The organism is Dysgonomonadaceae bacterium zrk40, assembly GCA_016916535.1.
In the GTDB taxonomy this organism is placed as follows: domain Bacteria; phylum Bacteroidota; class Bacteroidia; order Bacteroidales; family Dysgonomonadaceae; genus Proteiniphilum.
Window position 1 is genome coordinate 36120 of the sequence record CP070278.1, and the last position, 25306, is coordinate 61425.

The 25306-nt window shown below is 62.7% G+C and carries 22 protein-coding genes and 1 pseudogene; 14 read left to right on the top strand and 9 right to left on the bottom strand.

Annotation, left to right across the window (positions count from 1 at the left end; all coding sequences use genetic code 11):
* Nucleotides 1-141 precede the first annotated feature (141 nt).
* The 4 genes from JS578_13780 (at nucleotide 142) to JS578_13795 (ending at nucleotide 3981) form a co-directional block, all read left to right on the top strand.
* Nucleotides 142-1152 carry an ABC transporter permease gene (locus tag JS578_13780; GenBank protein QRX65377.1) on the top strand — a complete coding sequence of 337 codons (1011 nt, stop codon included), beginning with the start codon at nucleotides 142-144 and terminating at the stop codon, nucleotides 1150-1152.
* Nucleotides 1153-1193: 41 nt separating this feature from the next.
* Nucleotides 1194-2132 (top strand): ABC transporter substrate-binding protein, encoded by a 939-nt coding sequence (locus JS578_13785; GenBank protein ID QRX65312.1) that lies wholly within the window; start codon nucleotides 1194-1196, stop codon nucleotides 2130-2132.
* Between the two features lie 89 nt (nucleotides 2133-2221).
* Complete coding sequence (locus JS578_13790; GenBank protein QRX65378.1) at nucleotides 2222-2974, top strand: sugar ABC transporter ATP-binding protein; 753 nt, start codon at nucleotides 2222-2224, stop codon at nucleotides 2972-2974.
* Nucleotides 2975-2994: 20 nt separating this feature from the next.
* Nucleotides 2995-3981 carry a zinc-binding alcohol dehydrogenase family protein gene (locus JS578_13795; GenBank protein QRX65379.1) on the top strand — a complete coding sequence of 329 codons (987 nt, stop codon included), beginning with the start codon at nucleotides 2995-2997 and terminating at the stop codon, nucleotides 3979-3981.
* Between the two features lie 97 nt (nucleotides 3982-4078).
* On the opposite strand, the gene JS578_13800 is transcribed toward JS578_13795, so the two are convergent.
* The 5 genes from JS578_13800 to JS578_13820 all read right to left on the bottom strand — a co-directional run bounded on the left by JS578_13800 (nucleotide 4079) and on the right by JS578_13820 (nucleotide 12140).
* On the bottom strand, nucleotides 4079-5407 hold the full coding sequence (locus JS578_13800) for a cytochrome c (GenBank protein ID QRX65313.1): 1329 nt from the start codon (nucleotides 5405-5407) through the stop codon (nucleotides 4079-4081).
* A 12-nt stretch (nucleotides 5408-5419) separates the two neighbouring features.
* Nucleotides 5420-7192, bottom strand: coding sequence for a GMC family oxidoreductase (locus tag JS578_13805; GenBank protein QRX65314.1), 1773 nt, complete (start codon nucleotides 7190-7192; stop codon nucleotides 5420-5422).
* Between the two features lie 3 nt (nucleotides 7193-7195).
* A complete protein-coding gene (locus JS578_13810; GenBank protein ID QRX65315.1) occupies nucleotides 7196-7903 on the bottom strand; it encodes a gluconate 2-dehydrogenase subunit 3 family protein in 708 nt (235 codons plus the stop codon).
* A 278-nt stretch (nucleotides 7904-8181) separates the two neighbouring features.
* Entirely contained in the window at nucleotides 8182-10563 is a 2382-nt protein-coding gene (locus JS578_13815; GenBank protein QRX65316.1) for a DUF2309 domain-containing protein, read from the bottom strand.
* An 11-nt stretch (nucleotides 10564-10574) separates the two neighbouring features.
* Complete coding sequence (locus tag JS578_13820; protein ID QRX65317.1) at nucleotides 10575-12140, bottom strand: hypothetical protein; 1566 nt, start codon at nucleotides 12138-12140, stop codon at nucleotides 10575-10577.
* A gap of 107 nt (nucleotides 12141-12247) precedes the next feature.
* On the opposite strand from JS578_13820, the gene JS578_13825 reads away from it, so the two are divergent.
* The 4 genes from JS578_13825 (at nucleotide 12248) to JS578_13840 (ending at nucleotide 15197) form a co-directional block, all read left to right on the top strand.
* Nucleotides 12248-13120: a LysR family transcriptional regulator gene (locus tag JS578_13825; protein ID QRX65318.1), complete on the top strand. Its 873-nt coding sequence runs from the start codon at nucleotides 12248-12250 to the stop codon at nucleotides 13118-13120.
* Between the two features lie 159 nt (nucleotides 13121-13279).
* Entirely contained in the window at nucleotides 13280-14086 is an 807-nt protein-coding gene (locus JS578_13830; protein ID QRX65319.1) for an AraC family transcriptional regulator, read from the top strand.
* Between the two features lie 66 nt (nucleotides 14087-14152).
* Nucleotides 14153-14554, top strand: a complete 402-nt coding sequence (locus JS578_13835; GenBank protein QRX65320.1) for a DUF2000 domain-containing protein — start codon at nucleotides 14153-14155, stop codon at nucleotides 14552-14554.
* Nucleotides 14555-14693: 139 nt separating this feature from the next.
* On the top strand, nucleotides 14694-15197 hold the full coding sequence (locus tag JS578_13840; GenBank protein QRX65380.1) for a DUF1566 domain-containing protein: 504 nt from the start codon (nucleotides 14694-14696) through the stop codon (nucleotides 15195-15197).
* A gap of 75 nt (nucleotides 15198-15272) precedes the next feature.
* Here JS578_13840 and JS578_13845 read toward each other — a convergent pair whose 3' ends face one another.
* Entirely contained in the window at nucleotides 15273-16445 is a 1173-nt protein-coding gene (locus tag JS578_13845) for a hypothetical protein (GenBank protein QRX65381.1), read from the bottom strand.
* Nucleotides 16446-16585: 140 nt separating this feature from the next.
* On the opposite strand from JS578_13845, the gene JS578_13850 reads away from it, so the two are divergent.
* The gene (locus JS578_13850; GenBank protein QRX65321.1) at nucleotides 16586-17638 is read left to right on the top strand and encodes a helix-turn-helix domain-containing protein; all 1053 of its coding nucleotides are present in this window, start codon (nucleotides 16586-16588) and stop codon (nucleotides 17636-17638) included.
* 81 nt (nucleotides 17639-17719) lie between these two features.
* Here JS578_13850 and JS578_13855 read toward each other — a convergent pair whose 3' ends face one another.
* Nucleotides 17720-18727 (bottom strand): hypothetical protein, encoded by a 1008-nt coding sequence (locus JS578_13855; GenBank protein ID QRX65322.1) that lies wholly within the window; start codon nucleotides 18725-18727, stop codon nucleotides 17720-17722.
* A 185-nt stretch (nucleotides 18728-18912) separates the two neighbouring features.
* On the opposite strand from JS578_13855, the gene JS578_13860 reads away from it, so the two are divergent.
* The 3 genes and pseudogenes from JS578_13860 (at nucleotide 18913) to JS578_13870 (ending at nucleotide 22127) form a co-directional block, all read left to right on the top strand.
* Nucleotides 18913-19488: a TetR/AcrR family transcriptional regulator gene (locus JS578_13860; protein QRX65323.1), complete on the top strand. Its 576-nt coding sequence runs from the start codon at nucleotides 18913-18915 to the stop codon at nucleotides 19486-19488.
* 755 nt (nucleotides 19489-20243) lie between these two features.
* Nucleotides 20244-21689, top strand: coding sequence for an aldehyde dehydrogenase (locus tag JS578_13865; GenBank protein ID QRX65324.1), 1446 nt, complete (start codon nucleotides 20244-20246; stop codon nucleotides 21687-21689).
* A gap of 122 nt (nucleotides 21690-21811) precedes the next feature.
* A pseudogene (locus JS578_13870) lies at nucleotides 21812-22127 on the top strand (ATP-binding protein).
* Between the two features lie 71 nt (nucleotides 22128-22198).
* Here the strand turns inward: JS578_13870 and JS578_13875 are convergent.
* Both JS578_13875 and JS578_13880 read right to left on the bottom strand, forming a co-directional pair.
* On the bottom strand, nucleotides 22199-22876 hold the full coding sequence (locus tag JS578_13875; GenBank protein ID QRX65325.1) for a DUF1295 domain-containing protein: 678 nt from the start codon (nucleotides 22874-22876) through the stop codon (nucleotides 22199-22201).
* Nucleotides 22877-22887: 11 nt separating this feature from the next.
* Nucleotides 22888-23229: a DUF2269 family protein gene (locus tag JS578_13880; protein QRX65326.1), complete on the bottom strand. Its 342-nt coding sequence runs from the start codon at nucleotides 23227-23229 to the stop codon at nucleotides 22888-22890.
* Between the two features lie 141 nt (nucleotides 23230-23370).
* Here JS578_13880 and JS578_13885 point away from each other — a divergent pair, with 141 nt between their 5' ends.
* Nucleotides 23371-23883 (top strand): TetR/AcrR family transcriptional regulator, encoded by a 513-nt coding sequence (locus tag JS578_13885; GenBank protein QRX65327.1) that lies wholly within the window; start codon nucleotides 23371-23373, stop codon nucleotides 23881-23883.
* A gap of 52 nt (nucleotides 23884-23935) precedes the next feature.
* Nucleotides 23936-24904, top strand: coding sequence for a dienelactone hydrolase family protein (locus tag JS578_13890; GenBank protein QRX65382.1), 969 nt, complete (start codon nucleotides 23936-23938; stop codon nucleotides 24902-24904).
* Nucleotides 24905-25306 lie beyond the last annotated feature (402 nt).

Consider the following 25306-nt stretch of genomic DNA (forward strand, 5'->3'; position numbering starts at 1 on the left):
GCGAATCGCGCCGACGGTTCAGAATACCATCGTACTAAATTATAAAAAACAATTGACGCGCATCAAACGCACGGTTATTCGGTACTAAATAATTACGTACAGAACGAGGGAGGAGACCTCATGTTCGATGCGAGCAGGCCGATGCAGCGGCGCGGCTGGGGCGGCGTGTCCTTCGGGCAGGCCCAGTTTCACCGGCTTTCTGCGCTTATGACGCTCGTATTGCTGATCATCGGGTTCGGCCTCGCCAACCAGGCCTTCTTTTCGGTCAATAACGGCCTGACCGTATTGCTGCAGACATCGGTTATCGGTCTTCTCGGAATCGGTATGACGATGGTTATCATCACCGGCGGCATCGATCTCTCCGTTGGCTCCGTTCTTGCCCTTTCCGGGGTCATCACCGCCATGTCCGTCAAGGCGGGATTGCCGGTCGCCCCGGCCATGCTGGTGGGCGTGACGGCCGGCGCACTCTGCGGCGCCTTCAACGGGTTCGTCATCACCAGACTGCGCATCCCGCCCTTCGTCGCAACGCTTGGGATGATGCTGATCGCGCGGGGGCTGGCGCTCCAGCTGACGGGCGCGCGCCCCATCTCCCAGCTCGGCGAGGCTTTCGGAGTGCTCGGCAACGGCGCGCTGTTCCGCATCGTCGAGATGCAGCCGAACGGCTTTCCCAAAGTGATCTTTCCCGGCATTCCCTATCCGGCGATCCTCATGTTTGCGATGGCGATCGCAGCCGCATACCTGCTGAACCGCCGACAGATCGGCCGCCACATCTATGCAACCGGGTCTAACGAGGAGGCCGCGCGGCTTTCGGGCGTGAGGACGAACCACACCAAGCTTTTCGCCTATACCATGTCCGGCGCTTTGGCCGGGGTCGCCGGCAATGTGTTGATGTCGCGGCTCGTCACCGCCCAGCCCAGCGAAGGCGTGATGTACGAGCTCGACGCGATCGCCGCCGCCGTCATTGGCGGCGCATCGCTGTCCGGCGGCGTCGGCACGATCTCCGGCACCATGATCGGCGCCTTCATCATCGGCATCCTGCGCAACGGGCTCAACATGGCGGGCGTCTCCGCCTTCATCCAGCAGATCGTGATCGGCTTCGTCGTCATAAGCGCGGTCTGGATCGACCACGTGCGCAGCCGCAGGAGCGGCTAAGCCAAAAAAGTTTTTCTGCATCTCAAAAGAGGAGGAATGAGATGAAAAGCCTGAAATATCTTATCGCGGCATCCGCGTTCGCACTGACCGCGGGAATGGCGCATGCCGGCGAAATCGCCGTCATCGTGAAAACCACGAATTCCAACTTCTGGCAGAACGTCAACAAGGGCGCCCAGGCGGCAATGGAGAACCAGTCGGGGCACACGATGAGCTTCGACGGGCCGGCGGCCGAAAGCGACATCGCCGCCGAGGTGAACCTGGTTGAAAATGCCATCAATCGCGGCGTCGCCGGCATCGTGCTGGCGCCGTCCGACCCGGAAGCGCTGGGCCCTGTGGTCACGCGTGCCTATCAGAGCGGCATTCCGGTCGTCATCATCGATAGCGCTTTGGCCGACCAGTACAAGGACAGCTACCAGGCCTTTCTTTCGACCGACAATTGCGCGGCCGGCGAGCAGGTCGCAAAGCGGATGATCGAGGAGGCCGGGACGACGGGCAAGGTTGCCGTCATGTCCTATGTCGCGGGCGTCGGCTCGGAAATCGGCCGCGTCGGCTGCTTTCAGGACTATATCGGCGAAAATTCCGAGATCGAGATTGTCGGTCCCTATTATTCTGAAAGCCAGATGGCCAAGGCGCTGAACCAGACCACCGACATTCTGGCCGCCAATCCCGATCTCGTCGGCATTTTCGGCGCCAACGAGCCGACGGCTGTCGGCATGGGTCGGGCCATCGTCCAGGCCGGCAAGGCCGGCGATCTCGTGGCGCTCGGCTTCGATGGCAATGCCGACCTGCAGGAGTTCGTGCGTGACGGCGTGCTGGAGGCCATTGCGGTGCAGGGTTCCTTCGCCATGGGCGAAAAGGGCGTGAACACGGTCATCGACCTGCTCAACGGCCAAAAGGTCGAAGACTTCATCAATACCGGCGTCGTCATGGTCGACAAGGACAATATCGACTCCGACGAAGCCCAGAACGTGCTCTACTGAGCCTTTTGCCGGAGGCTGGCATAAGGCCTCCGGCATCTTTTCCCGTCTCAGTGAAAGGTCAAGCCATGTCCCGAACACCGCTTGTCGACATGATCGGCATCGAAAAACACTTTGGCGGCGTGCGCGCGGTGGACCATGTGTCGATCGATCTCTATCCCGGCGAGGTGGTCGGTCTGCTCGGCCACAACGGCGCCGGCAAGTCCTGCCTGATGAAAATTCTCGCCGGCGCGATGGTCCCGAACGAGGGGGAAATCCGGGTGGATGGCGAGACGGTGCATTTTACCGAGCCGAACGACGCCCGCGCCGCCGGCATCGAGACCATCTATCAGACGCTTGCGCTGTCGGACCATCTCGACGCCCCTGCGAACCTGTTTCTCGGCCGCGAACTGAAGACCCGGTTCGGCAATCTGGATGACGCCCGCATGCTGCGCGAGGCGCGGGAGGTGCTCGCCCGGCTGAACCCGAATTTCAAAAATCTGCGCGATCCGGTCTCGAGCCTCTCCGGCGGGCAGCGGCAGGTGATCGCGATCGCGCGTGCCATCTATTTCGATACCAAGATACTGATCATGGACGAGCCGACGGCAGCGCTCGGGCCTTCCGAAACCGCAATGGTGGCCGACCTTATCCTGAAGTTGCGCGATGAGGGCATCGGCATCTTTCTCGTCAGCCACGATATGCATGACGTGTTCGACCTGTGCGACCGCGTGGTGGTGATGAACAAGGGCCGGGTTGTCGGCGCGCATCCCATCAACGAAGTGACCAAGGATGACGTGCTCAGCCTGATCATCAAGGGCGAACTGCCGGCCGACTGGTCCGCCAAAAACCTGGAGCCGACAGACTAATGGATGCGAAAACGGGTATGATGGAGAGCATCGTCTGCGTCGAACCCGGCCGGATGGCGCTCGAGCGCAGGCCGCGCCCCCTGGAAGCGCCGGAGGACTGGGTTCTCGTCGACATCGCGACGATCGGAATCTGCGGGACGGATTACCACATTTTCGAGGGCAAGCACCCGTTTCTGGAGTATCCGCGCGTCATCGGTCATGAACTGTCCGGCCATATCGCCAGCGGCCCGGATGCCGGCAAGCTGGTCGTCATCAACCCCTATGTTTCCTGCGGCGCGTGCCGGGCCTGCCGGCGCGGCAAACCGAACTGCTGCAGCGCGGTTTCGGTGCTCGGCGTCCACCGCGACGGCGGCATGTGCGCACGCATCGCCGTGCCGGACGAAAATGTCTATCCGGCCGATGGCCTGACGCCGCAACAGGCTGCCATGGTGGAGTTTCTGGCCATCGGCGCGCATGCGGTAGCCCGCTCCGGTACGGGGGAGGGGGACGTCGTGCTCGTGACCGGGGCCGGCCCGATCGGCATCGGCACGGCGCTGTTTGCCCGGCTGGCCGGCGCCGATGTTCACCTGATGGACCTGAGCCGGACCCGGCTTGATCTCGCGCACGACCTATTCGGCTTCGAAAAACGACACCAGCCCAACGATGACATTCTGTCGGGCGCGCTTTCCGAAGGGTTCGACGTGGTTTTCGACGCGACCGGAAATGCCAGGGCGATCGAGGCAGGCTTTCCGCTGCTTGCCCATGGCGGCAGCACCGTGCTGGTCAGCGTGGTGAAGGACGACATCACCTTCTCGGATTCAGAATTCCACAAGCGCGAAGCCCGCATCATCGGCTCGCGCAACGCGCTGAAATCCGATTTCGAGCGCGTGATGGCCGCGATACGCGCAGGCGACATTCCGACCGATGCGATTGCATCGGAAGTGATCGCGATGACCGATCTGCCCCGGCGTTTTTCGAAGCTGGTGGACGCGCGGGATCATCTCGTGAAAGTGCTCGTCCAGCCATAATCGCTATCTCCCCCACAGCAGCAACTATCCGTGCGCAGACGCATCGGCAGACGGGCAAGGGAAGCCGCCGCTTCATCAAAGCGGCGGGCACTTGGTCTTACTGGCGCACGGCCTTGACGTCGTCCTCGGTCACGGCCGGAGCGGAGTTGCCCCAGGCGCTGCGCAGGAAGGTTGCCAGCGTCGCGATATCGGCATCCGACAGCCGGTCACCGAAGGCCGGCATTTCCAGCCGTTCCGGTCGCCCGGCAGTCGAGGGCAGCGCGGCGCCGTGGAGAATGACCTCGGTCAGACCCTTGGTCGTCGACGCCGTCACCAGCGAATTGCCCTTCAGCGCCGGGAACACGCCGGGCGCGCCGCGGCCGTCCGGCATGTGACAGGCATTGCAGTTGTTGAGATAGAGCAGCTCGCCGTCCGAAAGGTTTTCGGCCGATTTCAGCTTCGCCGTCGTCGGATCGTCGGCGGCATCGAGCCGGTCCGTCGTCCGCTCATCTGGCACGGGCTGCGGGTCGGGCGTGACATCCGAGATCGCGCGGAGATAGCCGACCATCGCATCGGCATCCTCATCCTTCATGTATTGAAGGGATTCGCCGACCACGAGCTGCATCTCGCCGACCACGGCCGAATGGGCATTGCGGCCGGTGGTGAGATAGCCCTTCAGGTCCGCGTCGGTCCAGGTCTGCAGCGCGGATTCCGCTGTGCGCAGGTCGGGCGCGGTCCAGCCGTCGATCTCGCCGCCCGTCAGGAAGGCGGGGTTGTCGGCATTGGTGCCGTCCTGCGCCATGATCATGTTGCGCGGGCTGTGGCAGGCCGCGCAGTGACCAAGCGCCTGCACCAGATAGGCCCCGCGCTCAAGCTGGTCGCTTTCGCGAGCCGCGTCATCCGACCGGAAGCCGGGCTTGCCGAGCGCCGCCCAGTTCCACAGACGAATGCCCCAGCGCTGGTTGAACGGGAAGTCGAGCGCGGTCTCCTTAACCGGATTGTCGACCGCCGCGACATCGTTGTGGATGTAGCTCCAGATCGCCCGGATATCCTCCTCCTTCATATGCCGGTAGTTCTCGTAGGGCATGGCCGGATAGAGGTGCACGCCGCCGGGCGCGATGCCGTCGACGAGCGCGGCATGGAACTGGTCGTAGGTCCAGCCGCCGATGCCGGTTTCCTCATCGGGGGTGATGTTGCTCGACCAGATCGTGCCCATCGGGCTTTCGATCGGTCGACCGCCGGCAAAGGGTTCGCCGCCCTCTGCCGTGTGACAGGCCTGACAGTCGGCCATCTGGGTGACGTACTGGCCCTCGCCGGGCGCCGGCTCCGAGTCGGCCGCCAGTTTGGCATCCGGCTTGGTGAGGGACGGCGGCACAAAGATGATCGCGGCGAGCGCCACGACGCCGATAACGATCAGCGCAAGGATGATGCGAAAAAAGGTTTTCATGAACCGCACTCCTCACATCAATGGCCGGGGGTTGGGCAGGTAGTCCTTGCGCAATGCCTCCAGCGCCCAGTAGGCGAGGCCGCCGACCGCGCCGGTAGGGTTATACTGGATGTTCTGCGGGAAGGCAGAAGCGCCCATGACCCAGACATTGTGACAGTCCCAGCTCTGGAGATAGCGGTTGATCGCCGAGGTCTTCGGGTCGGTGCCCATGATCGCGCCGCCAACATTGTGGGTCGACTGGTAGGGGCGCACGTCATATTGCGCGCCATCGCCCTTGTAGCCCGAGGCCATGGCATCCGGGTTCAAAGTCTCGGCGATCTCCTCGATCCTGGCCTTCATGAACTGGGTCATCCTGATGTCGTTGTCCTTCCAGTCGAAGGTCATGCGCATCAGAGGACGGCCGTGGCGGTCCTTGTAGGTCGGGTCGAGGTCGAGACAGGTGTCGCGATAGGCCATGTTCGAGCCATGCGAGCCGATCGAGAGACTATGGCCGTACCATTCACCGACGGCCTCCTTCCAGCCCGCGCCCCAGGCCGGCGTGCCCGGCGGCAGCGCCATCTGCTGGATCGGACGACCGCCGGTATGACCGGCGGTGATGTAGCTGCCGCCGATGAAGCCTTCCTTGCCGAAATCGATCTGCGACATCGAGAAATCGTCGATCGACATGCCGCCGGCCCCGGTGCCCACGAACGGATTGAAAACCTTGTCCCTGAACCAGAGGCTTGTGCCGCCGGTCATCTGATAGGAATAGTTCCGTCCGACCACGCCCTCGCCGGTATCGGGATTGTAGGGCTCGCCGATCTCGGAGAGCAGCAGAAGATGGACATTGTGCAGCGAATAGGCGCAGACCAGCACGAGATCGGCCGGCTGGAACACTTCCTCGCCGGTCTTCTCGTCGAAATAGGTGACGCCCGTGGCGGTCTTGCCATCGGCGGCCTTTTCGATCTTCAGCACCTCCGAGCGGGTCATGTAGCTGAAATTCGGCTTGCGTTTCAGCGCATCGAGAATGCAGACCTGCGGCGATGACTTGGAATAATTGTTGCAGCCGAAACGCTCGCAGTAGCCGCAGTAATTGCACGGCCCAAGCTGCATGCCGTAATCATTGGTATACTGGATCGAGGCATTGGCCGCGGGACGCGGGAACGGATGGTAGCCCATCTTGCGGGCGGCCTCCGCGAACAGCTCCGAATCCCAGGTGTTCTTCAAGGGCGGCATCGGATACTCGGCCGAGCGCGGCGCCTCGAACGGGTTGCCGCCCTCCTGGATCTCGCCATTGATATTGCCCGCCTTGCCGGCAATGCCGGCGACGCTTTCGAACTTGGTCATGTGCGGCTCCAGCTCCTCCGCCGTCACGCCCCAGTCCTGAAGCTGCATGTTTTCCGGAATGATATCGGCGCCGAAGGTCTCCTCGACATAGGAGCGCAGCCGGTATTCGACCGCCTGCGGCCGCCAGTTCTGGCCGTTCCAGTGAACGCCGGCCCCGCCGACGCCGTCGCCCGGCAGGAACGAGCCGAGATGACGGTAGGGAAGCGCCGTCTCAGCCGTGTTGTGGCGCACGGTCAGCGTGGAGTTCACCGGCTTTTGCATCAGGTCGTAGCGGACGGCGTATTTCAGTTCGTCGAAAATGTTGGGATACTGGAAATCGGGCACCGTGCTGCGGTCGTCGCCGCGTTCGAGCGCGAGGATTTCGAGCCCCTCATTCGCGAGCTCCATGCCCATGATCGCCCCGGTCCAGCCGAGCCCGATGATGACGACGTCTTTTTTGGGATCTGTTCTCGTTGCCATGATCTACGCCCTGTCTCCGTTGATCGCCACGGGGCCGAGCGGATATCGCGCGTTCTCGCGGCCCGGCCAGGAGGTGAAGGCGCCGCGCGCGCCGGGAAAGCCGACATAGACCCAGGCCTGCATATCGTGATTGCCGCCATAGGACGGATCGGCGAAATAGCCCTCCTTGGTGTTGGCGAGCAGGAACTGGAAGAAATCGCGCAGCTCGGGGGCGAGCCCCACCTCCCCCTTCTGCAGCGATGTCAGCGCGGCATCCTGCTTTGCCGCTTCGAGATTTTCGAAACGGTCGCCATGCGTCTGGCTGCACCAGTCCTGAAAGACGGGAATCGCCTGGCGGTAGATTTCCGCCGGCGTCAGCGGGCTCTGGAAACCGAGCGTGGGATTGGCGGCGGGATCAAACGGCCCCTGCATGTACCAGGTGGCGGCCTTGCCGAAATTGCCTGCGAGCTGCCGGTCGATGAAGACCGGCACCCGACAGTCGATCGCTCCCGGGCCATTGCCGCCGGAGGGAATGAGGCGATCGCAGGCAGCCATCACGAACGCCCATTCGGCTTCGTTGAAATAGACCCGCTCATACTGATCGAGCGGCGGCGGGGCTTCCTTTTCGGGCGCTTGTGCCTTCACCGCACCGGCAAGCGAAGCAATCGCCACCCCCGCGGCGCTCCCCTTGAGGAACCCGCGCCGGGATGGACGTCCTGGCATATCTCTCATGATGTCTCCCTCTCGCCGGCTGGCACCGGCCTTTTCACCTCGCCGGCGCACGCTATCATTGATCTTGCAGGAAGCAGCGGCTTAATGACGTCCGGACCGGGTCGAGCCGGACCGGACACGCGCGTCTGTCTTGGACGACAGACGAACAACGCCAGACTCTTTCATTTTGTTCCGTGTCCGCCGCCAAAAAATCTTTCGGCAGTCGAAGGCGCGAAGAACAGCCGCAACAGGATCGAACCCCTGTTGCGGGCCTGCCGGGCATGATCCGGGCGGCGGGGTTACGCCGCCCGTTCAGTGGTCCGTTCTTCCTCCCACGCGCCACCCGGGTAATATCGCGTTGTGATCCGCCCGTCCTTCAAGGCTAACAGATGCAGCCAGCGATTGTCGAACAGCGCCTTGACTTCAGGGTGCGCCTCGAGGATGCGGCTGATCTCCCGCTCTGGAGCCTCGATCAGCACCGACAGCCTCAGCGGCGTGTGTTCCAGGCTTTCGCCATTGTGGAGGGTCTGCCACGGAAGACCGGGCCGCAGGCGGCCGCCATTGCCCTCAACAACGCCGATGCCGCCGACCACGTTATGGATGAGCTTGTTGCCGCCGCCGAAAACCTCCGGCGCAACGCTCGAGCCATAATATTGCAGGCTGATCCAGCTCGCGACGACGACAGGCGCGGTCAGGATCAGCTCCAGCGTCCTGAAGTCCTCGTCCGCCCGCCAGTCATAGCTGTGCAGAAAGGCCCGTCCGTCAAGGTTGGCCCCGGCCGTCACATGGCGCGGCGCGGCGATGAAGGCGGCACATCCGGCAAGGCCCCATTCGGGCCTGATCTCCGACCAGTCGGCGGCCCTTGCCGAAATCGACTTGGCGCTGGCGCCCGGCAGGCGGATGGCCCTTTCGGCGCGCGCCTGCGCGCACGCGCGCTGCAGCCATGTCCGAACAGATCCCATCTCGTCCTTTGCCGACGGACAATCTCCGTCGAACACCGTGATCTCGTCCGTCGTCGTATCATGCAAGGCGGCAACAAAATGGGTATCCTCCGGCAGGTCGATGCCATGTCCTGGCAGGCCGGCGCGGGTCTCGTCATCGTTCAGCAGGCCGGCCAGCAGCCTTGCCGAGACTTCGCCCGAATAGCCGCCGCAGGCGCCGCAGTGATAGGCGCTCCTGTGCGGATTGTTCGTGACGTTGGCGCCATGGCCGACCAGCAGAACCGTTTGGGCGTGCCCGCGCGTCAGGCTCATCGCCTTCAAGACTGCGGCGGCCGTGGCGGCCTTCGCCTCCGCAGTGAGTTCAGGGTCCAGTTTCGGCGCGGAGTGGCAGCAAGCAGGCCCCCTGCCGCCAAGACCAAGCGTATCCTTCATCAGCTTGCCGGCATAGAACAGTCCGGCCGCCTCCACATAGGCAAAGGAGGAGACCGCCGCCTGCCGGAACCGACCGAGGGCCCGGATCGTCCGCGCCTTGATGCGGGTCTTGTTTTCGCTCTCGGCTGTGCCACGGCCGGTCGACTGCAGGGCGGGTTTCAGCAACACCGGCAGATGGTTTTCCACGATGTCCGAACCATGGTCCCGGTGGGCTACCGACAGACCGAAAAAGCCCGCGAAGCCCAGCGTTTCGATATCCGGGCTCTGGTTTTCCAGCGCTCGCCGGAAGATTTCCGAGCGCACGTCGATGCAGAACGCGGCCTGCAGGACCGGGCGGTTCCGGGCCTGCGGCTTTGCAGCGGCAAGATTGTTGGCAAGGGACCGAAGATAAGCCCTCTCCGAAGCGTCCTGCAGGATCTCGTCAACCGCCTGTTCACGCGTGGGCGCAAGCGGCGCGGCATAAAGCGCAAGCGTCGCCCGCCACCGCTCCGTCAGCTCCGGATACCGGCCCAGCAGCGCGTCTTCCCAGATCAGCCGGATGGCCAGCAGGTCCCCCAGCGTCTCGTCGGATGTACCCTCCTGTTCGGCGCGCCACAGCAGCCAGCGCGCATGCTGCGCCCAGCCGCCGAGGTCCGTGATCAGCCGGTGGAAGAGAAACTCCGCCGCCTGCGGGCTGATCGCCAGCCGGCCGCACGCCTTGAGGATCGACTGTTCCGGCGTATCGGGCGCTGCGGACACATGCGCGCAGAAGCCTGACAGTCCGGCAATTTCCGGCGTCAGATCCCGGCTCGCCCAGGTCCGCCAGGCAGCGAATGCCCGCTGGTTAGGCGCAGGCGACCAGAGCGCCTGCCCGCGATCGAAATAGCCGGCGGCCCACAGTCCGATCGTCTTTTCGATGATCGCCGGCCAGTCGATGCCGGAAAGCTCGGCGGCCAGATCGGCAATCGTCGGCACGGGCCTCGGCAATGGCCGCTCCCGCATCGCCATTTCCTTCAGATGCGCGAGGTTGGCGGGTTTGTCTGCGGCCGGGTTCGCCTGAAGCGCCGCGACGAGGTCTTCATCGCGGATGCGGCCCGAGACGATGGAGGCCTGGTACACGCGCCTCGTCTGGGTGAGGCTCACGCCTGCGCAGCGCGAAAGACGTGTGGATGCCAATGCGAATTCCTGGCCGGCCTGGCCGAGGAGCGGGTTGACCGCAACGGTCGCTTCCAGCGGGAACGCCGGCGGCACGGCCCGGATCGCCCGCATGCCGGCATCGAGAATGTCCGTCGCCTCCAGCGGGGCGAGATAGCCTTGATCGATAAACATTGGAATTCCTCTCACTGTCTGGATTTTGCAAGCCGATAGCCGCCGATAAAGCGGTCAAGCAGCGCGTTCAGATAAAGGCCGTTCGCGATATGGACCCTGAGCCCTGCCATGGACGGGTGGTGCGCCCAGAGCGGGAACACCGCCTGGGCAAAGGCGACAAGGCCAAAGGACACGACCGCCAGCGTGATCAACGCCCATTCAAGCGGGCCCGCGACCGGCGCATGAGGCAGGCTTGCCCCCCACATCAGCTTCGCAACCTGCTGGAAGGTGAAATAGGCCAGCGCGACGAAGAGCGCCGAAAGCGATGTCCGCCATGTGAGGTCGGCGGGCGCGGCGTCGGCCAGCCCCTGGGCCACCAGATAGGCAACGCCGAAGATCAGCATCGCGCCGATGGCGAGCGCCTGCGGCGTTTTCGGACCCGCCGCCAGCGAGAAGGCGACGGACACGAGGCCGTAGAGGACCAGCGCGATGGCGAAGGAGCGCAGGACGTTTGCAACGCTCGGAATGGCGATCGGACCCGGCCGACGGAGGTTCGCGACCGCAGCGACGGCCCCGCCCGACGACAGGAAGGCATGCGCCTTGTAGAGCGAGTGGGCGACAATATGCAGAAGCGCCAGCGGCCACAGGCCGAGACTGCATTGCAGCAGCATGAAGCCCATCTGCGAGATCGTCGACCAGGCGAGCGCCGTCTTGACCGCGCTCTGCGTCAGCATCACCACTGCGCCGAAAAGCGCGGTCAGTCCACCGAGGGCAACAATCATGCCCATGGCGCCGGGGCTCGCCTGCACGAGATCGGCCGTGCGGATCAGCAAGAAGCCGCCGGCATTGATGATGCCGGCATGAAGCAGGGCGGAAACCGGCGTCGGCGCCTCCATGACCTCGGTCAGCCAGCCGTGCAGCGGGAAGGTTGCCGCCTTCAGCGCCGCCGCCAGCACGAGGCAGCCGACGGCCAGATGCTCGGCGAATGACAAGTGCGGTCCGATGGCCTGAAACAGTGCGCCGAGTTCGACCGTCCCCGTGCTGGAAAAAAACAGGGCGGCGGCGCAGAAAAGCGCCACATCGCCGGCGTGCCAGACGAGCGTGAATTTTGCGGCAGCCCGCCTGGCGGCGGGACGCTCCGGATAAAACAGCAGCAGCTTTTTCAGGCAGATGCCGATAGCGACGAAACCGAGGAAAAGCAGCGTCAGGCTTGCGGACTGGACGAGGAGCTGGACCGCCGCCAGGGCGGCCAGCATCAGCCCGTGAAACCGGCCCTCCCGCGCTTCGCCATCGAGGTAGCGGCGGGAATAGCGCATTACAACCCAGCCGATGAACGCCACCAGGAGCGTCATCGTCACGCTGACGGGATCGAGCCGGACGGCAAGCATGAACGGACCTTCGAAAAGGCGCGCCGTGGAGGGACCGAAGACAAAAAGCTGCGCCAGACCGGCCAGGGCGAAACCAAAAGCGGCGAGCGCGCTTGCCTCGGCAATCATGGGATACCGTCCCGGGCGGCGGCCGGGACGGGCGATCGAGACGGCGGCGACAGCCAGCAACACGATTGGCGCCAGCAGGGGCAAGGGAACAAGAAGCGACATCGAAACCTCAGGGGCGATTGAACATGTCGCCGATATAGCGCCTCGCTTTCATTGAAAAAATTACATATATTCTTCAAAACCGTTCTGTTTTATGAAAGTGAAAGGCGTTGAACCTCCACCACCTGAAACTGTTCCGGGCTGTCGCCCGGGATGGCACGTTGACCGGGGCGGCAAGGGCCCTGAACCTTTCGCAATCGGCCCTGTCGTCCCAGATCAGAACGTTGGAAGCGGCTCTCGGCCATGATCTTTTCGAACGGCGCGGCCGGGGGCTGGTGCTGACCGAGGCAGGCCGGATCGCGCTGGACCATGCCGAAGCGATCTTCCGGGCGGCCGAAGACCTGACCGCCACGCTGAGGAATACGGGTAGGGCGCGCCGGGCCTTGCGCGTCGGTGCGCTGGCAACGCTTTCCCGAAACTTCCAGATCGGCTTCATCGAGCCTCTGATCGGCCGTTCCGATGTCGAGGTGGTGCTGCGCTCGGGCGCCCAGCCGGAGCTGTTGCGCGCGCTCGAGGCGCTGTCGATCGATGTCGTGCTCACCAACCTCGTGCCGGCGCGTGATGCATCCAGCCCCTATCTGGCGCACGCCCTGTCGGCGCAGACGGTCAGCGTGATTGCGCCGCCGGGCGCAAGCGCGCTTCTGGGCCGACCCCTTCCCGAAATCCTGTCCTCGCAACCCCTGATTCTGCCGGCGCCGGAATCGGCGCTTCGGGCCTCCTTCGATGCGATGGTGGAACAACGCGGCATTGCCACAAGGATTGCCGCCGAGGCCGACGACATGGCCATGATCCGCCTGCTGGCGCGCGCCAATGCCGGGCTTGCCGTCATTCCGCCAATTGTCGTGAGGGACGAGCTGGCCTCCGGTCGTCTCATCGAACTGGGCAGGCTGGAGGACCTGCGCGAGGAATTCTTTGCGATCACCCTTCATCGCCGTTTCCCGAACCCGCTGGTTGGCGAATTGATCAACGCCTTCAAGAGCTGAAAAGCGCCGGCAATCGACCCCATGGCGCCGTCAGTGACCCGGCCCGCAAACCCGGAAAATGCGCGTTCCGGCCGCTTGCCCGTCGTCGCGCACGGAATTCCCTCCTCTTTTTCAAACGGTCCCCTCCCGCGCCGGCCGTTCCGACGCTATAGATTGCCCATGCAACGCAACCGTTATCATCACCTTGAATGGCTTCACGGCATCGATTTTTTCGAGGCCGCCTTCAGCACGCAGACCTTTACCCGGCATGCGCATGAGGGCTTTGCGATCGGCGCGATTGCCGAGGGTGCCGGCGGCTATCTCTGTCGCGGCGAAAGCATGGTGCTGCCCGCCGGTTCGCTCTCGCTGATGAACCCGGAAGAGCCGCATACGGGCCACGCCGCCGCAGAATGCGTGCGCTACAACATGCTCTACGCGTCCGAGACGGCGGTGCGCGCGGTTCTGGGCGTGCGCAGCCTTCGCGGCTTTGCCGAGGTCGCGCCGCGCGATCGCGGGTTCCGGCTGTCGCAGGCTTTGGCCCGGCTCGCCGCATGCCTCAACAGTGCCCCAACGGCCGATCCTCGCCTGGCGGCGGAGGAGGCGGTCCATGCGGTTCTGGCCGAAGCCTTCGCGCATTACGGTCGTGCGGACCTGCGCCGGGCGGGAAACGAGCCCGCCGCAATCCGCACGCTGCTTGGCTTGATTGCGGAGGGCGTCGCCGCCGGTAAGCCGCTGAACCTCACCGACATGGCGGCCGCCATCGGCCTGAACCCGTCCTATCTGATCCGCAGCACCGTCCACGCCACCGGTCTGACGCCACACGGCCATGTGTTGCGGGCCCGCCTTAGCCATGCCCGCCGCCTGCTGCTCGACGGCGCGCCCGCGGTTGACGCGGCGATTGCTGCGGGGTTTTGCGACCAGGCGCACCTGATCCGCCAATTCCGCCGCCATTACGGCGTGACGCCCGGCGCGCTCATCCGACACTGAAAGTCAATTTTATCCAAGACCGGACAGCATTCGGGATGACATGGCGTGGCGCGAAAGGAGACCGCCATGTCACTCAAACCCGTGATCATTCTGGATGAAGCGCTGCCGACCGGCCTCAAGGCAAATTTCTCGGCCGTTATGGCCATGAGCCTCGGGAAACTGCGTCCCGACCTCGTCGGCGCGGACACGCCCACAGGGGACGAGGTTTTTCTTGCCGGAATCACAACCGTCGCCTTGCCGGTTCTCGGCGCTCCGGCGGAGGACCTGCCGGTTCTCTTCGACAGGGCGGCCGATCTGCCGATACGGCTGGCCTATATGCGGGCTGCGTTCGAGGCGCGCGATTATGACGACTATACGGCCCGGATCGCCGCCGGACCGCTGGCCGGACACGCCCCGCAGGCTCTCCTGATCGCCGGATCGCGCAAGGCCGTGGACCGGATCTGCGGCCGCCTGCCGCTGCTGCGCTGAGGCGGCGCATCTGCGCTCTGCGGAAACGGACGATCTTTGAGAAAATCGCGGCCTCCGAGCCGCGTTTTGCCACAAACCGGGCCTACCGGAGCTGGACCGCATTCATCGCGCCGTCCAAAATCAAATCATGGAAAACCGCATGCGATCCAGTATCCTGTCGACCCTCTTTTTGTCCTTCCTTCTTCCCGTCAGCGCGCACGCAGCCTGCATCACGCCGGATGGCGCCGGCTTCGTCCTGCAGGGCGACGAGGCGACGAGCCGGGAACATGGGCTGACCTGGAAAAGATGCGCGATCGGCATGGAATGGGACGCCGGCGCACAGACCTGTTCCGGCGCGGCGCGCGATCTCGGGCTGAACGAGGCGATTGATTACGCAGGGACAAAAGGCGGCGGCTGGCGCGTTCCCACCGGGCAGGAACTGGAAACCCTTATCCTCGACACCTGCGAGGGTCCGAAGATCGACTCTGTCGCCTTTCCCAATATCGCCGCCACCGACTTCGGCGACGGCGCGTTGTTCTGGACATCCTCGGAAGCGATGCCGGACATGTTCTACTTCTTCGACTTCACCAACGGCTTTTTCGACATGCACAGCCAGGGCTTCCACCTGTCCGTCCTGCTCGTGAAAGACAGTGCGCGGCGATGACGACATGAGACAAGCCCGGGACAGCGAAGCGTCCGGGCTTGTCACGATACGTATCGTCTCTCCTGGCCTCGACCCTTACCCGAAGCGCCGCGAGATCCAGTCGAAAGCGGCGGCCTGCCAGAGCGCGGCGGCACCCACCTGGCAATGCTCTCCGCCGCCCGATTCCTCGCTGAAGACGACGCTTTCGACTGACCGGGCGTTGACGAGGCTCTTTTCGAAATCGTCAACCTGCGAGACGGGAACGAAGTGGTCGATGGCACCGGCGAGGATCAGGACATCGCCCTTGATCTGCTGCGCGACACCTTCAAGCGTGAAGGGATGGGTGGCGTCGATGAAAGCCTCCGGGCTTTCCTTGCCGAACACCCATTGCCCGTTTTCCAGTGCCCAGGCCACACCCGGCAGTTTCGAATAGACCGGATGGTGGATCATCGGCCGGAATTTCTCGACGACGGCGCCGAAATCATACATCACGTCGAAGGCAATCACGCCGTCGATCCGGTCGTCGAATGCCGCCGCCCGTGGCGCGAGATAGCCGCCAAGGCTGATGCCCGTCAGGATGACCCGGTCGAACTCCGGATGCTTCGCCAGAATGTCGTCGAGGATCGCGCCGGTCGGCTTTTCCCATTCGTGGGTGAAATACATCTGCTGCTCGCGCACCGGACCGGCCTGTCCGGGACCTTCATAAAGAAGCGTGCTGTAACCCCGTTCATTGGCGGCCTTGCCCATCATGAAATAAAGCTCTTCCAGCGTGCCGTCGAAACCGCCGACGATCACGATCAAGGGGCGATGTTCGCCGCCTTCGACCGGGAAAAAAATGCTTTTGAGCGCACCATTTTCATAATGCGTCTCATAGCGCTGATAGGCGATGGAATGGTCGGCAAGCCCGTGATCGAAACTTTCGATCTGGGCTTTCCAGGCAATGGCGCGCCGCGCATCGTCGCCGGGGAGAAAAAACTCCGAGGTTCTCCAGTAGGTGTGCGCGCGGAAACGGGCAAGGCCGCGGCTCGCGCAGTCGCTGCAATCGTTTGCCAGCGTCTCGTTGACGCGCGCAATCCGCGAAAACGCGTCATACCATGCATCGGCGTCGCCTGCGGGAACGGTCGATATGGCCTGCAGCACTTCGGCGATATCGGCGGCGCCCGCGCCGGCGTCGCTCAGCACGCGCAAGGCCTGGAAGTGATAGGTCTGGTCTTCGAAAAGATGACGAATGCCGACGGGCCCTGAAGACGTTTTGTTGAGATCTGACATGGTCATGCCTCCTTATCGGTTTGAACGAGCTCCGCTATCGCGCAGGTCGGACGGCATTTTTTGATATTTTCCGCCAATTCTTTGATATTTTCCGCCACTGTGCATAATCTGGCACCCTCGTCCCGCTGAAGGCTGCCGCCATGCGCACATTCGAGGCCAAGACATCCATCGATCTGTTCGATCTGCTGATCGACCTTGCCCGCCAGCATGACCTTATATCGAAGCTTGAGGCCGCTGGATTTCGAAAGGCGTCGGCTGTGTTGAAGAAGGGGCATTCCGCCGGTTCTCACATGGGGGAAGAGGCTGTTCTTGAACTCGGCACGCTTCTGACCGATCGCTGGGGCGGGCCCGAGGTTGGCGCGGTCCTTGCTGTCAGGACGGACCTCACCCGGCTCGGCATTCTCGGCGAACTGATCCTGCAAAGCGAGACGCCGCAGGCCGTTTTCTACCAGATGGCCCGGTTCAACCGCCTCTTGAACCAGCGCTCCGCCTTTGAACTCACGACCACGCCCTATCGCCTGACGATGACGCACAGCCATGCCAGGGTCGGGCCGAGGTTCAGACGCGCCGCGCAATTCGGAACGATCTGGGCCCTCGCCAATGTGGCGCTCATTCCCGAACATGTTTTCGGGGCGGCCGTACGACCGGTCTCGGCGCATTTCGATTTTGCCGCGCCTGCCCATCTTGAGCCGCTTCATCGGGTGTTCGGTTCTCGCCTGCTCTTCGAACAGCCCGCCGCCGCCGTGTCCTTCGATCGCGCGCGCCTCAGGGATGTCCGTAAAGACACCTCGCTTCCCGTCTGGAAGGCGCTGGAAGACGCCGCTGAAAGGGGGCTGGATGATGTTCCGGCTCTGGACAGTGTCGCTGGCCGTGTGCGTCACCATCTCGGTGAGCATATGGCCGGCTCGATTGCATCGGAGAGCAGTGTGGCCGCTCGTCTGGGCATGTCCGTGCGCACCCTGCAGAGACGGCTTTCAGACGAGGGAACGTCCTTCAGGCGGGAAGTCGATGCGGTGCGCGCCGAAACCGCGCGCCGGCTTCTCGGCGATCGCAGGATTTCCCTTTCGGAAATCGCCTTTCGGCTCGGTTACGGCGAACTTTCGGCCTTCAACCACGCGGCGCTGCGCTGGTTCGGTCAATCCCCGGGCTCCTTGCGGAGTAAGAAGAAAACGGTTCCGGAAAGCGAGACGTGAGCCTTCCAGGTTTTTCAGGGCGAGGGCGCCATCCGGCATCCCCGCCCCGAACGGTTCCGACAACAGGACGCGGTCTATAGATCAGCGATTGCCGTCGCGATTGCGCACCTCGCCGCCCGTTGCCTTCAGACGCGTCATATAGTCTTGCGCGTTCAGAAGCTGCGAGGGAAAATAAAGCCCGGCGGAAACCGGTTCGCCGGTCAGTCCGGTCAGCCGTTCGAGGAGCATGGCGACGCCCATGCCGGTGAGCGGCATCTGGCCTCCTGGATGCACCACGGCCTGACTGGTCTTCAGCGGTGCGCCGTCGCGGGATTTTCCGGTCAGTTCGACGATGATTTCCGTGGACAGCGGTTCGCCGCGCCGCCGTGAGGACGACTCCCCGATGCCCAGACGGAACGTGACATTCGGGGCCCGTGTCGCCTCGGCGAGGATGAGAACGTCATTGGGCGAAAGCAGCTCGCCGGGCATTGCCGTGCCGTCAACCGCGGTCACCTCGGTCTGCACATCTTCCCCGCTGCGCCAGACCTGAGCGCCGTTTTCAATCGACAGGGCGGCGGGCATCATCTTGGTCAGGCGTTCCATATCGGCATATGTTGCCGGGCCGCCGATGTCGTTCTCGTCGATAATGGCGCTGATGCGCACATCGTCGATCGTGGCGAAGGCTTTTGCCGCTTCCAGAGCCGGGATCGTCGTGGCGCCCACGAGCCATTCGGCGCCGAGCACCACCGGCGCGGCGGATGCATTCAGCATATAGGCCGCGACTTCCGGCGCAACCTCGTGAATGCCGGACGAAATGCTGAGATAGGGGATCCGCCGCGATTGCGCGAAGCGCAGGCTGCCGAGGTTATCCTCCTTGAAGAACAGCGCCAGCGCGGAAACCGGCTGGTCGCCCAGTCCGAGATCCGGTTTCGCCAGGTCGACGGCGACGCCGCGGGCATTGCCGATTTCGGCCGCCGCTTCCTCGGCCCGGGCAAGGTTGCGTCCGCCGATCAGCAGCGGGACGTCCGGGAAGTGCTTGCGCAGATGCTGCGCGGTCTGGCGGCCGACAAAGCCGGCGCCGCCAACGAGAAGAATGGGGTCGGGTAGCATGGGATCTCCTATGTGTCGTGCAAGGGTATTTCGATGTGCCCCGGCATCTGCGCCGCTGACGTTTGGCCGTGCCGGACGGGATGGCCATCGTCGCGGCCATGTGTTACATTAAGTAATATACCAAAGGTAAGTTACTAATGGTAATATAATCGAAAACCTGAACCTTTCAACCTCACGGGCGTGATATGCCGAAAAAAATGCCGAAAGCGCAGCGGCGCGCGCAACTGCTGGAGACGGCGCGGGAAATGGTGCGCGAAAGCGGCACGGACGCGCTTTCGCTTGGGAGCCTTGCCGAGCGGGCGGGCGTCAGCAAGCCGATCACCTACAACCACTTCGGCACGCGCGCGGGGCTATTGATTGCGCTTTACCGGGAGATCAACGAACAGCAGGTGCGCGCAACGCAGGAGGCGCTGGACAACGCGCCGCCGGCGCTTGCCGAGGTCGCTCGGCTGCTGGCTGAGGCCTATATGGACTGCCATGAGGAGGTCGGCCCCGAATTTCACGTGATTGGTGGGGCGCTGAAGGGCGATCCTGAAATGGAGACCTATGAGCGGGACATGCTGGATGAGCATATCGCCCATTATGCAAATGTCCTGAAACCATTCTCCAACCTGTCCGGACCTGCACTTCAGCGCAGCGCAATCGCCATTCTCGGCGCGGCCGACGCCCTGGCGGACGCGATGGCCCGCAGGCGGATCAGCAAAGAGGATGCCGTGGGCGATCTCGCTGCATTGATCATGTCAACGGTTGGCCGGAGCTGATCCCGTCCCGACGGAACACGGCGATCGTCGCCTGGTGCACATCAGACCGAGATCGAGCGCGGTTTTCCGGCTCCTCCGGTGATCGTATCCCGCGGCGTTCTGTCGCCGGTGGCGTCGGGTTATCAAGCGGGGGCCGGAACAAGAGCAGTTCAATATCCTGCGCCAAGACAGAACGAATAATAAACTCCTCTGTGCCTCGTCTTTGGCGCGACGTCTTCGGCCATTTGGTGTTGTGGATGTGTTTCCTTCAGTTGTCCCCAATGTAAGGATTGCGTGCAGGAATATAGACCATTGGCTCTTTCTTAGGCGTTTCATGCGGTCAAACGCATTTTTCTGAAGCCTATCGTCTTTTCGGGAACGCCGGGCATTATTGCCGGCGGCGAACATGATTGAGCGCATCGGACTGGCAACGCGCGCAATCGCACGCCGACGCGCCGAGACTGCCTTGAGTACTGGCCTTTCTCCCGAAAAGCTTGAAGATCTGGATGGTTTGCTGTCCGTCGACCCTGCAATCCATCGAACGCGGATTCACCGGTTGCGTTGCGCTCCATAAGGTCGACGAGCCGACAACCTCGTTGGATTGACAGAACGGATTACATTCCTGCGTAATCTGGAAATAGAGGCAGGGCATCAATGTGCCGATGAACCGGTTGCTGGCTGCCTTGGTCCGGATGCGCGAGACGCAGCACTGAACAAAATGGTGCGTCGGAAAAGCGACGCCCCGGACAGCCAGGCCAATCAAGGAGGAGACCAAGATGACAGTTGCATTCGTTGTGAACAACTCAGACGCAGAAGCCTCGGACAAGGGCACTTTTGACCGTATAGACCCGGTAACCGGTGCGGTCGCGACCACTGCGGCGGCAGCCAAGGCGGCCGATGCCGCGATCGTGGCAAAGGCGGCAGGCGCGGCCTTTCCCGCATGGGCCGCCACCGGCCCGGGCGAGCGTCGCGCTCTGCTCAACAAGGCGGCTGACATCATGGAGGCCAAGTCCGATGCGTTCATCGCCGCCATGATCGCGGAAACCGGCGCGACCGGCCCCTGGGCGGGCTTCAACGTCATGCTTGCGGCCGGCGGGATCCGCGAGGCGGCCGCCATGACCACACAGATCGGCGGCGAGGTCATCCCCTCGAACAAACCCGGCACGCTGGCCATGGGGATCGCCACGCCAAAGGGCGCTTGCCTTGGTATAGCGCCCTGGAACGCGCCCGTGATCCTTGGCGCCCGCGCGCTGGCCATGCCGCTGGCGTGCGGCAACACGGTGATCCTGAAAGGCTCTGAAGCCTGCCCCAAGACGCATCGCATGATCGTCGATTGCTTTGTCGAGGCGGGCTTCCCGGAGGGGGTCGTCAACTACATTTCGAACGCGCCCAAGGACGCCGCCGACGTGGTCAAGGCGCTGATCGAAGCGCCTGAGGTCAAGCACGTGAACTTCACCGGCTCCTCCGCCGTGGGCCGAATTATCGGGCGGCTTGCCGGTGAAAACCTGAAACCGTCGCTGCTTGAACTGGGCGGCAAGGCCCCGTTGGTGGTTCTGTCCGACGCCGATATCGACGGCGCGGTGAATGCCGCGATCTTTGGCGCCTTCATGAACCAGGGCCAGATCTGCATGTCGACCGAACGGATCATCATCGATGAAGAGATCGCCGATGCCTTCGTGCAGAAGCTGGCCGACCGGGCGTCGAAACTGCCCTACGGTGATCCGCGCGGGCAGGTCGTGCTGGGTTCGCTTGTGAATCCCGAGGTCGGCGAAAAGATGGACGCCCTGATCGCGGATGCAACGTCGAAGGGCGCGACGGTCGTGGCGGGCGGTCAGCGCGATGGTGCGATCCATGCAGCAACCTTGCTGGACAGTGTGACCGCCGACATGCGCATCTACGGCGAGGAAAGCTTTGGCCCGGTCAAGTCGATCATCCGCGTCAAGGGCGACGCCGAGGCGATCCGCATAGCCAACGACACCGAATACGGCCTATCCGCAGCGGTCTTCAGCCAGAACATCCAGCGCGCGCTGTCTGCGGCGAAGCAGATCAAGAGCGGTATCTGCCACATCAATGGCCCGACCGTTAGTGACGAGCCGCAGATGCCCTTCGGCGGGGTGAACGATTCCGGATACGGCCGTTTCGGCGGCAAGGCGGCGATTGCCGAGTTCACCGATCTGCGGTGGATCACGATCGAGGACCCGAACCAGCACTACCCTTTCTGATTCGATGTGAGACCAGACCCAGCGCGCTCGCCCGGCGCGCTGGGGCTTTAGGCTTGATGCAAACCCTTTCATGTGGGCAGACGGCCACGGTGCTCGGCGGTCAGTTCACGATACGGCGCTGATTGACCCGCCAGCTCGCCACGGGCGATTTCCTCTCCCAGGAGCATAACCTGGTTCTGGTCGGCGGAACGGGAACAGGAAAGTCGCATTTGACGATCGCACTTGCCCGGGCCCTGATCCGCAACGGGGCGTTCAGCGCGAGACAGAAGCGCGCAATGGCAAACAAGGGCGGCTCGCCGACTTCATCGCCAGACGCGACTTCGTTAATCTGGATGAACTGGGTATCTCCCGTTTGCCCAGGCTGGTGGCCAGCGTCTCTTCCATCTGGTCAGCAGGCATTATGAGCGCAGCTCACTCACCGTGACCGCCAATCTTGCCGCCGCGAACGGCAGTTCAGAGCCCGAAGCGACAAATGCTTTGGGCAGTCTGCGTGACTGTTGCGGCGGCATTCAATAGAGGAACGGGACGAATTTCGCGGTTTTTGCGGCGTATGTTTCGAAGTCTTTGCCGTAGCGCTTTGCCAGATAGGCATCCAGCGCAGGAATGTGAAACCAGACAAAACTTGCGATGATAAAGATCGGAACCGGCCATGCGAAGAGGGATGCCGCGAGGATCGCCCATCCGCAAAACAGCACGCTGTCGCCGAAGTAGTTGATGTGCATGGAATACGCGAACAGACCTTCGGTGTAGCACTTGCCTTTGGACGTGGGTTTCTTTTTCCAGTGCCAGCGCTGAATTTCGGATCCGCTGTTCAGGAACGAGCCGATGATGACCATGGCTATGCCGACCCAGTCCAGCCAGCGAAACGGCGTTGCGGCGCCAGAAAGCGCGCCCGCTCCAAGCAGGAGAAAGCCGATTTCAAACACAGCCATAAAGAGGCTCAGCCCTAAAACCTCGGACATTTCCACACGGCGTTTGAGCAGGACAAACAGCGTCAGAACGTGCCGCAGAAAATAGAGGAGGGCACACCCTGCAAGCACTTTGGCCCTGAGGGGATCAGCCCAGTCAAAGCCGCCAAAGGCCAACCATATGCAAACGCCCACCGACCCGGCATGAAGCGCGAAAAATGCAAGCTTCGGTCCGAGACTCTGGTCGTGATTGCGGTCGACGCCACCGGATGTTGCCATGGGAAAGCTCCTTAATAGGGTTTGAAGACCATAAGACTTAGCGTGGCCAGGGACATGAGCAGAGCGGCGACGCCGACGGGGGCTGCTTTTTTAAGAACACGATCGTACCGGAGGGGAAGGGCTGGTTCACCTGCGCGTTCCGTTGACATGGCGATCTCATAAAGTCGGTGTTCGAGACGCGCGCCGAAAACATAGGCTGCAATCAGAAGGATGCTCAACGCCACGGAAAGCCAAACCCACAATGCCTTGAAATCATATCCAGCCGCCCAGATCAGCGCGCCTCCCGTCAGCGGCAGAGCCAGCAGAGCCGGTCCCATGACGTAGCTGTTGACGGCGATGACGATGCTCAACATCGCACCGGCCTTGGCGGAGGGCGCCTGTCGCGCAGGGAGAGGAAGAGATCAGGCATTTTTTAGACCACTTGGACTTTTTAAAGCCAATAGACAGGCCTCAGGTTTCATGTCAATGTTTTTTCGACCACATGGACCATAAAAATGCCGAAGATCGTCAACCACGACGCCCACAAGGATGAAATCGCACAGCGTGCGGCCGCCTATTTTTCAGAGCACGGCTACTCCGGAGTGGGCATGCGCGGCGTCGCGCAATATTTGGGCATGTCAAAAAGCGCCCTCTATCACTATTTTCCGAGCAAAGAGGCACTGTTTCTGGCCTGCACCAAACAGGTGATCCGCCAGTTTCCTGAACCGAGCGGCAATAGCGCACTGGGAGAAGCGGCTCAGCTTCAAGAGCTGATGGATTGCATGAAGCAGGACTTTGGCTCTGAGATGGCGCTTGTTCTTGACTACCTGCGCGGCAAAAAGCCCGACGAGATCGCGGATGATCCGGCGATGCGGGAAACGGTGGCGTATTTTCTGGGTACGGTCACGCGTATCGTTGGAGAGGAGCGGGCACCTGAAACGCTGGCGCAGATCATCGGGACTCTGCTGCTGCACTACTTTTCTGGTGGAAACTGGAAAGCAGATTTTCACGGTTTGCGCATTGACTGAACGATTTGGATTGACGACGATGTTCCGCGCCTTTTGCGTTGCCGCCTTCGCCATGCTCTGCACCGGCTTTTTCCCTTCTGAAACGAGGGCCGCGCCATATCATGCCGGTCTCGTGCGAATCGAGGTTGAGGACGATCTCGAAATCGCCCCTGTCGTCATCTGGTATCCGACCGACATTTCTGAAGAAGTCTCCTGGCAGGCAGGGCCGTTTGAAATCACCGCCGGCCGGGACGTGGCGGTGGCGAAGGGGCGCTTTCCCGTCCTGCTCCTCTCGCATGGTCATCTGGGCGGTCCTATGAGCCATCGCGATTTCGCGGCCTCTCTTGCCCGGCAGGGCTATATCGTGGTCGCGCCGACGCATCTGGGCGATGCAGCAGGACACCCGATTGCCAGCCAGGACCAAATACTGGCGCGCCGGCCGCAACAGGCCATCGCGGCGCTGGATGCAACTTTGCGGGATGATCGCTTCGCCTCTCATGCCGACCGTGCCCGGATCGGCATGATTGGCTATTCCGCCGGCGGCTACACCGCCCTCATGCTGGCAGGGGCTAAAGCCGATTTTGCGCTTGCGGCTTCCTACTGCCAGGCGCATGGCGACGCTGACCCCGGCTCCTGCGGGCCGGAGCAAGACGTCTGGCCCCGGATATCAACGACGCTCGCCAGCTGGAAGCCGCCGATCAATCCCTACCCCATAAAGGCGGCCGTCCTGCTCGACCCGCTTGCGACGATGTTCGACGCCACAGGTCTCGCCGCCGTCAAAATCCCCGTTCTTCTCGTTCGCCCGGAGGATGAGGCCTACATGAAGGCCGGCGCCAACGCGCTGGCGCTTGCCGGCAACCTGCCTGATCCGCCGCATGAGCTCGTGGTTCCCGGACGTCATTTCGTTTTCATCGATCCATGTCCTGAAGAAATCGCGGCCGACGCCAGCCTGATCTGCAACGATGAACCCGGCGTCGATCGGGCGTCCATCCATCGTGAACTGGAGACCGAGATCACGGATTTTCTGAAGCGGAATTTGTGAAGGGCTGACAACAAAACAGGCCAGAAAGTTTTTTTTGCCAAGTTCCATGCACCGAAAACGCGCATCGGTGCGGAAGCCCATCCTCTTGCGCAGTGAATTTCTTCACCGGCGGGCCGCGCCAGCGCTACATCGGGCCCGTGCAACGCAGCCGTTATCATCATCCTGAATGGCTTAGCGACGACGTCGATTTTTCGAGACCGCCATGGGCCTTGAGGACGAAGCGGTCTGGCATCAAACGCCGGGTCGAAAACATTTACATAGCAATAAGATATATTTTCCGCTGCTTTCAGCATTTGACTTGCTTCAGGGATAACGGCGTTATGGGCGGGAGGAAAGCGGCCTTGCCCTCCGGGAGAAGGGCGGGTCGTTTGATAGGGAGGAGATCGTCCCGGTCTTGCGGGA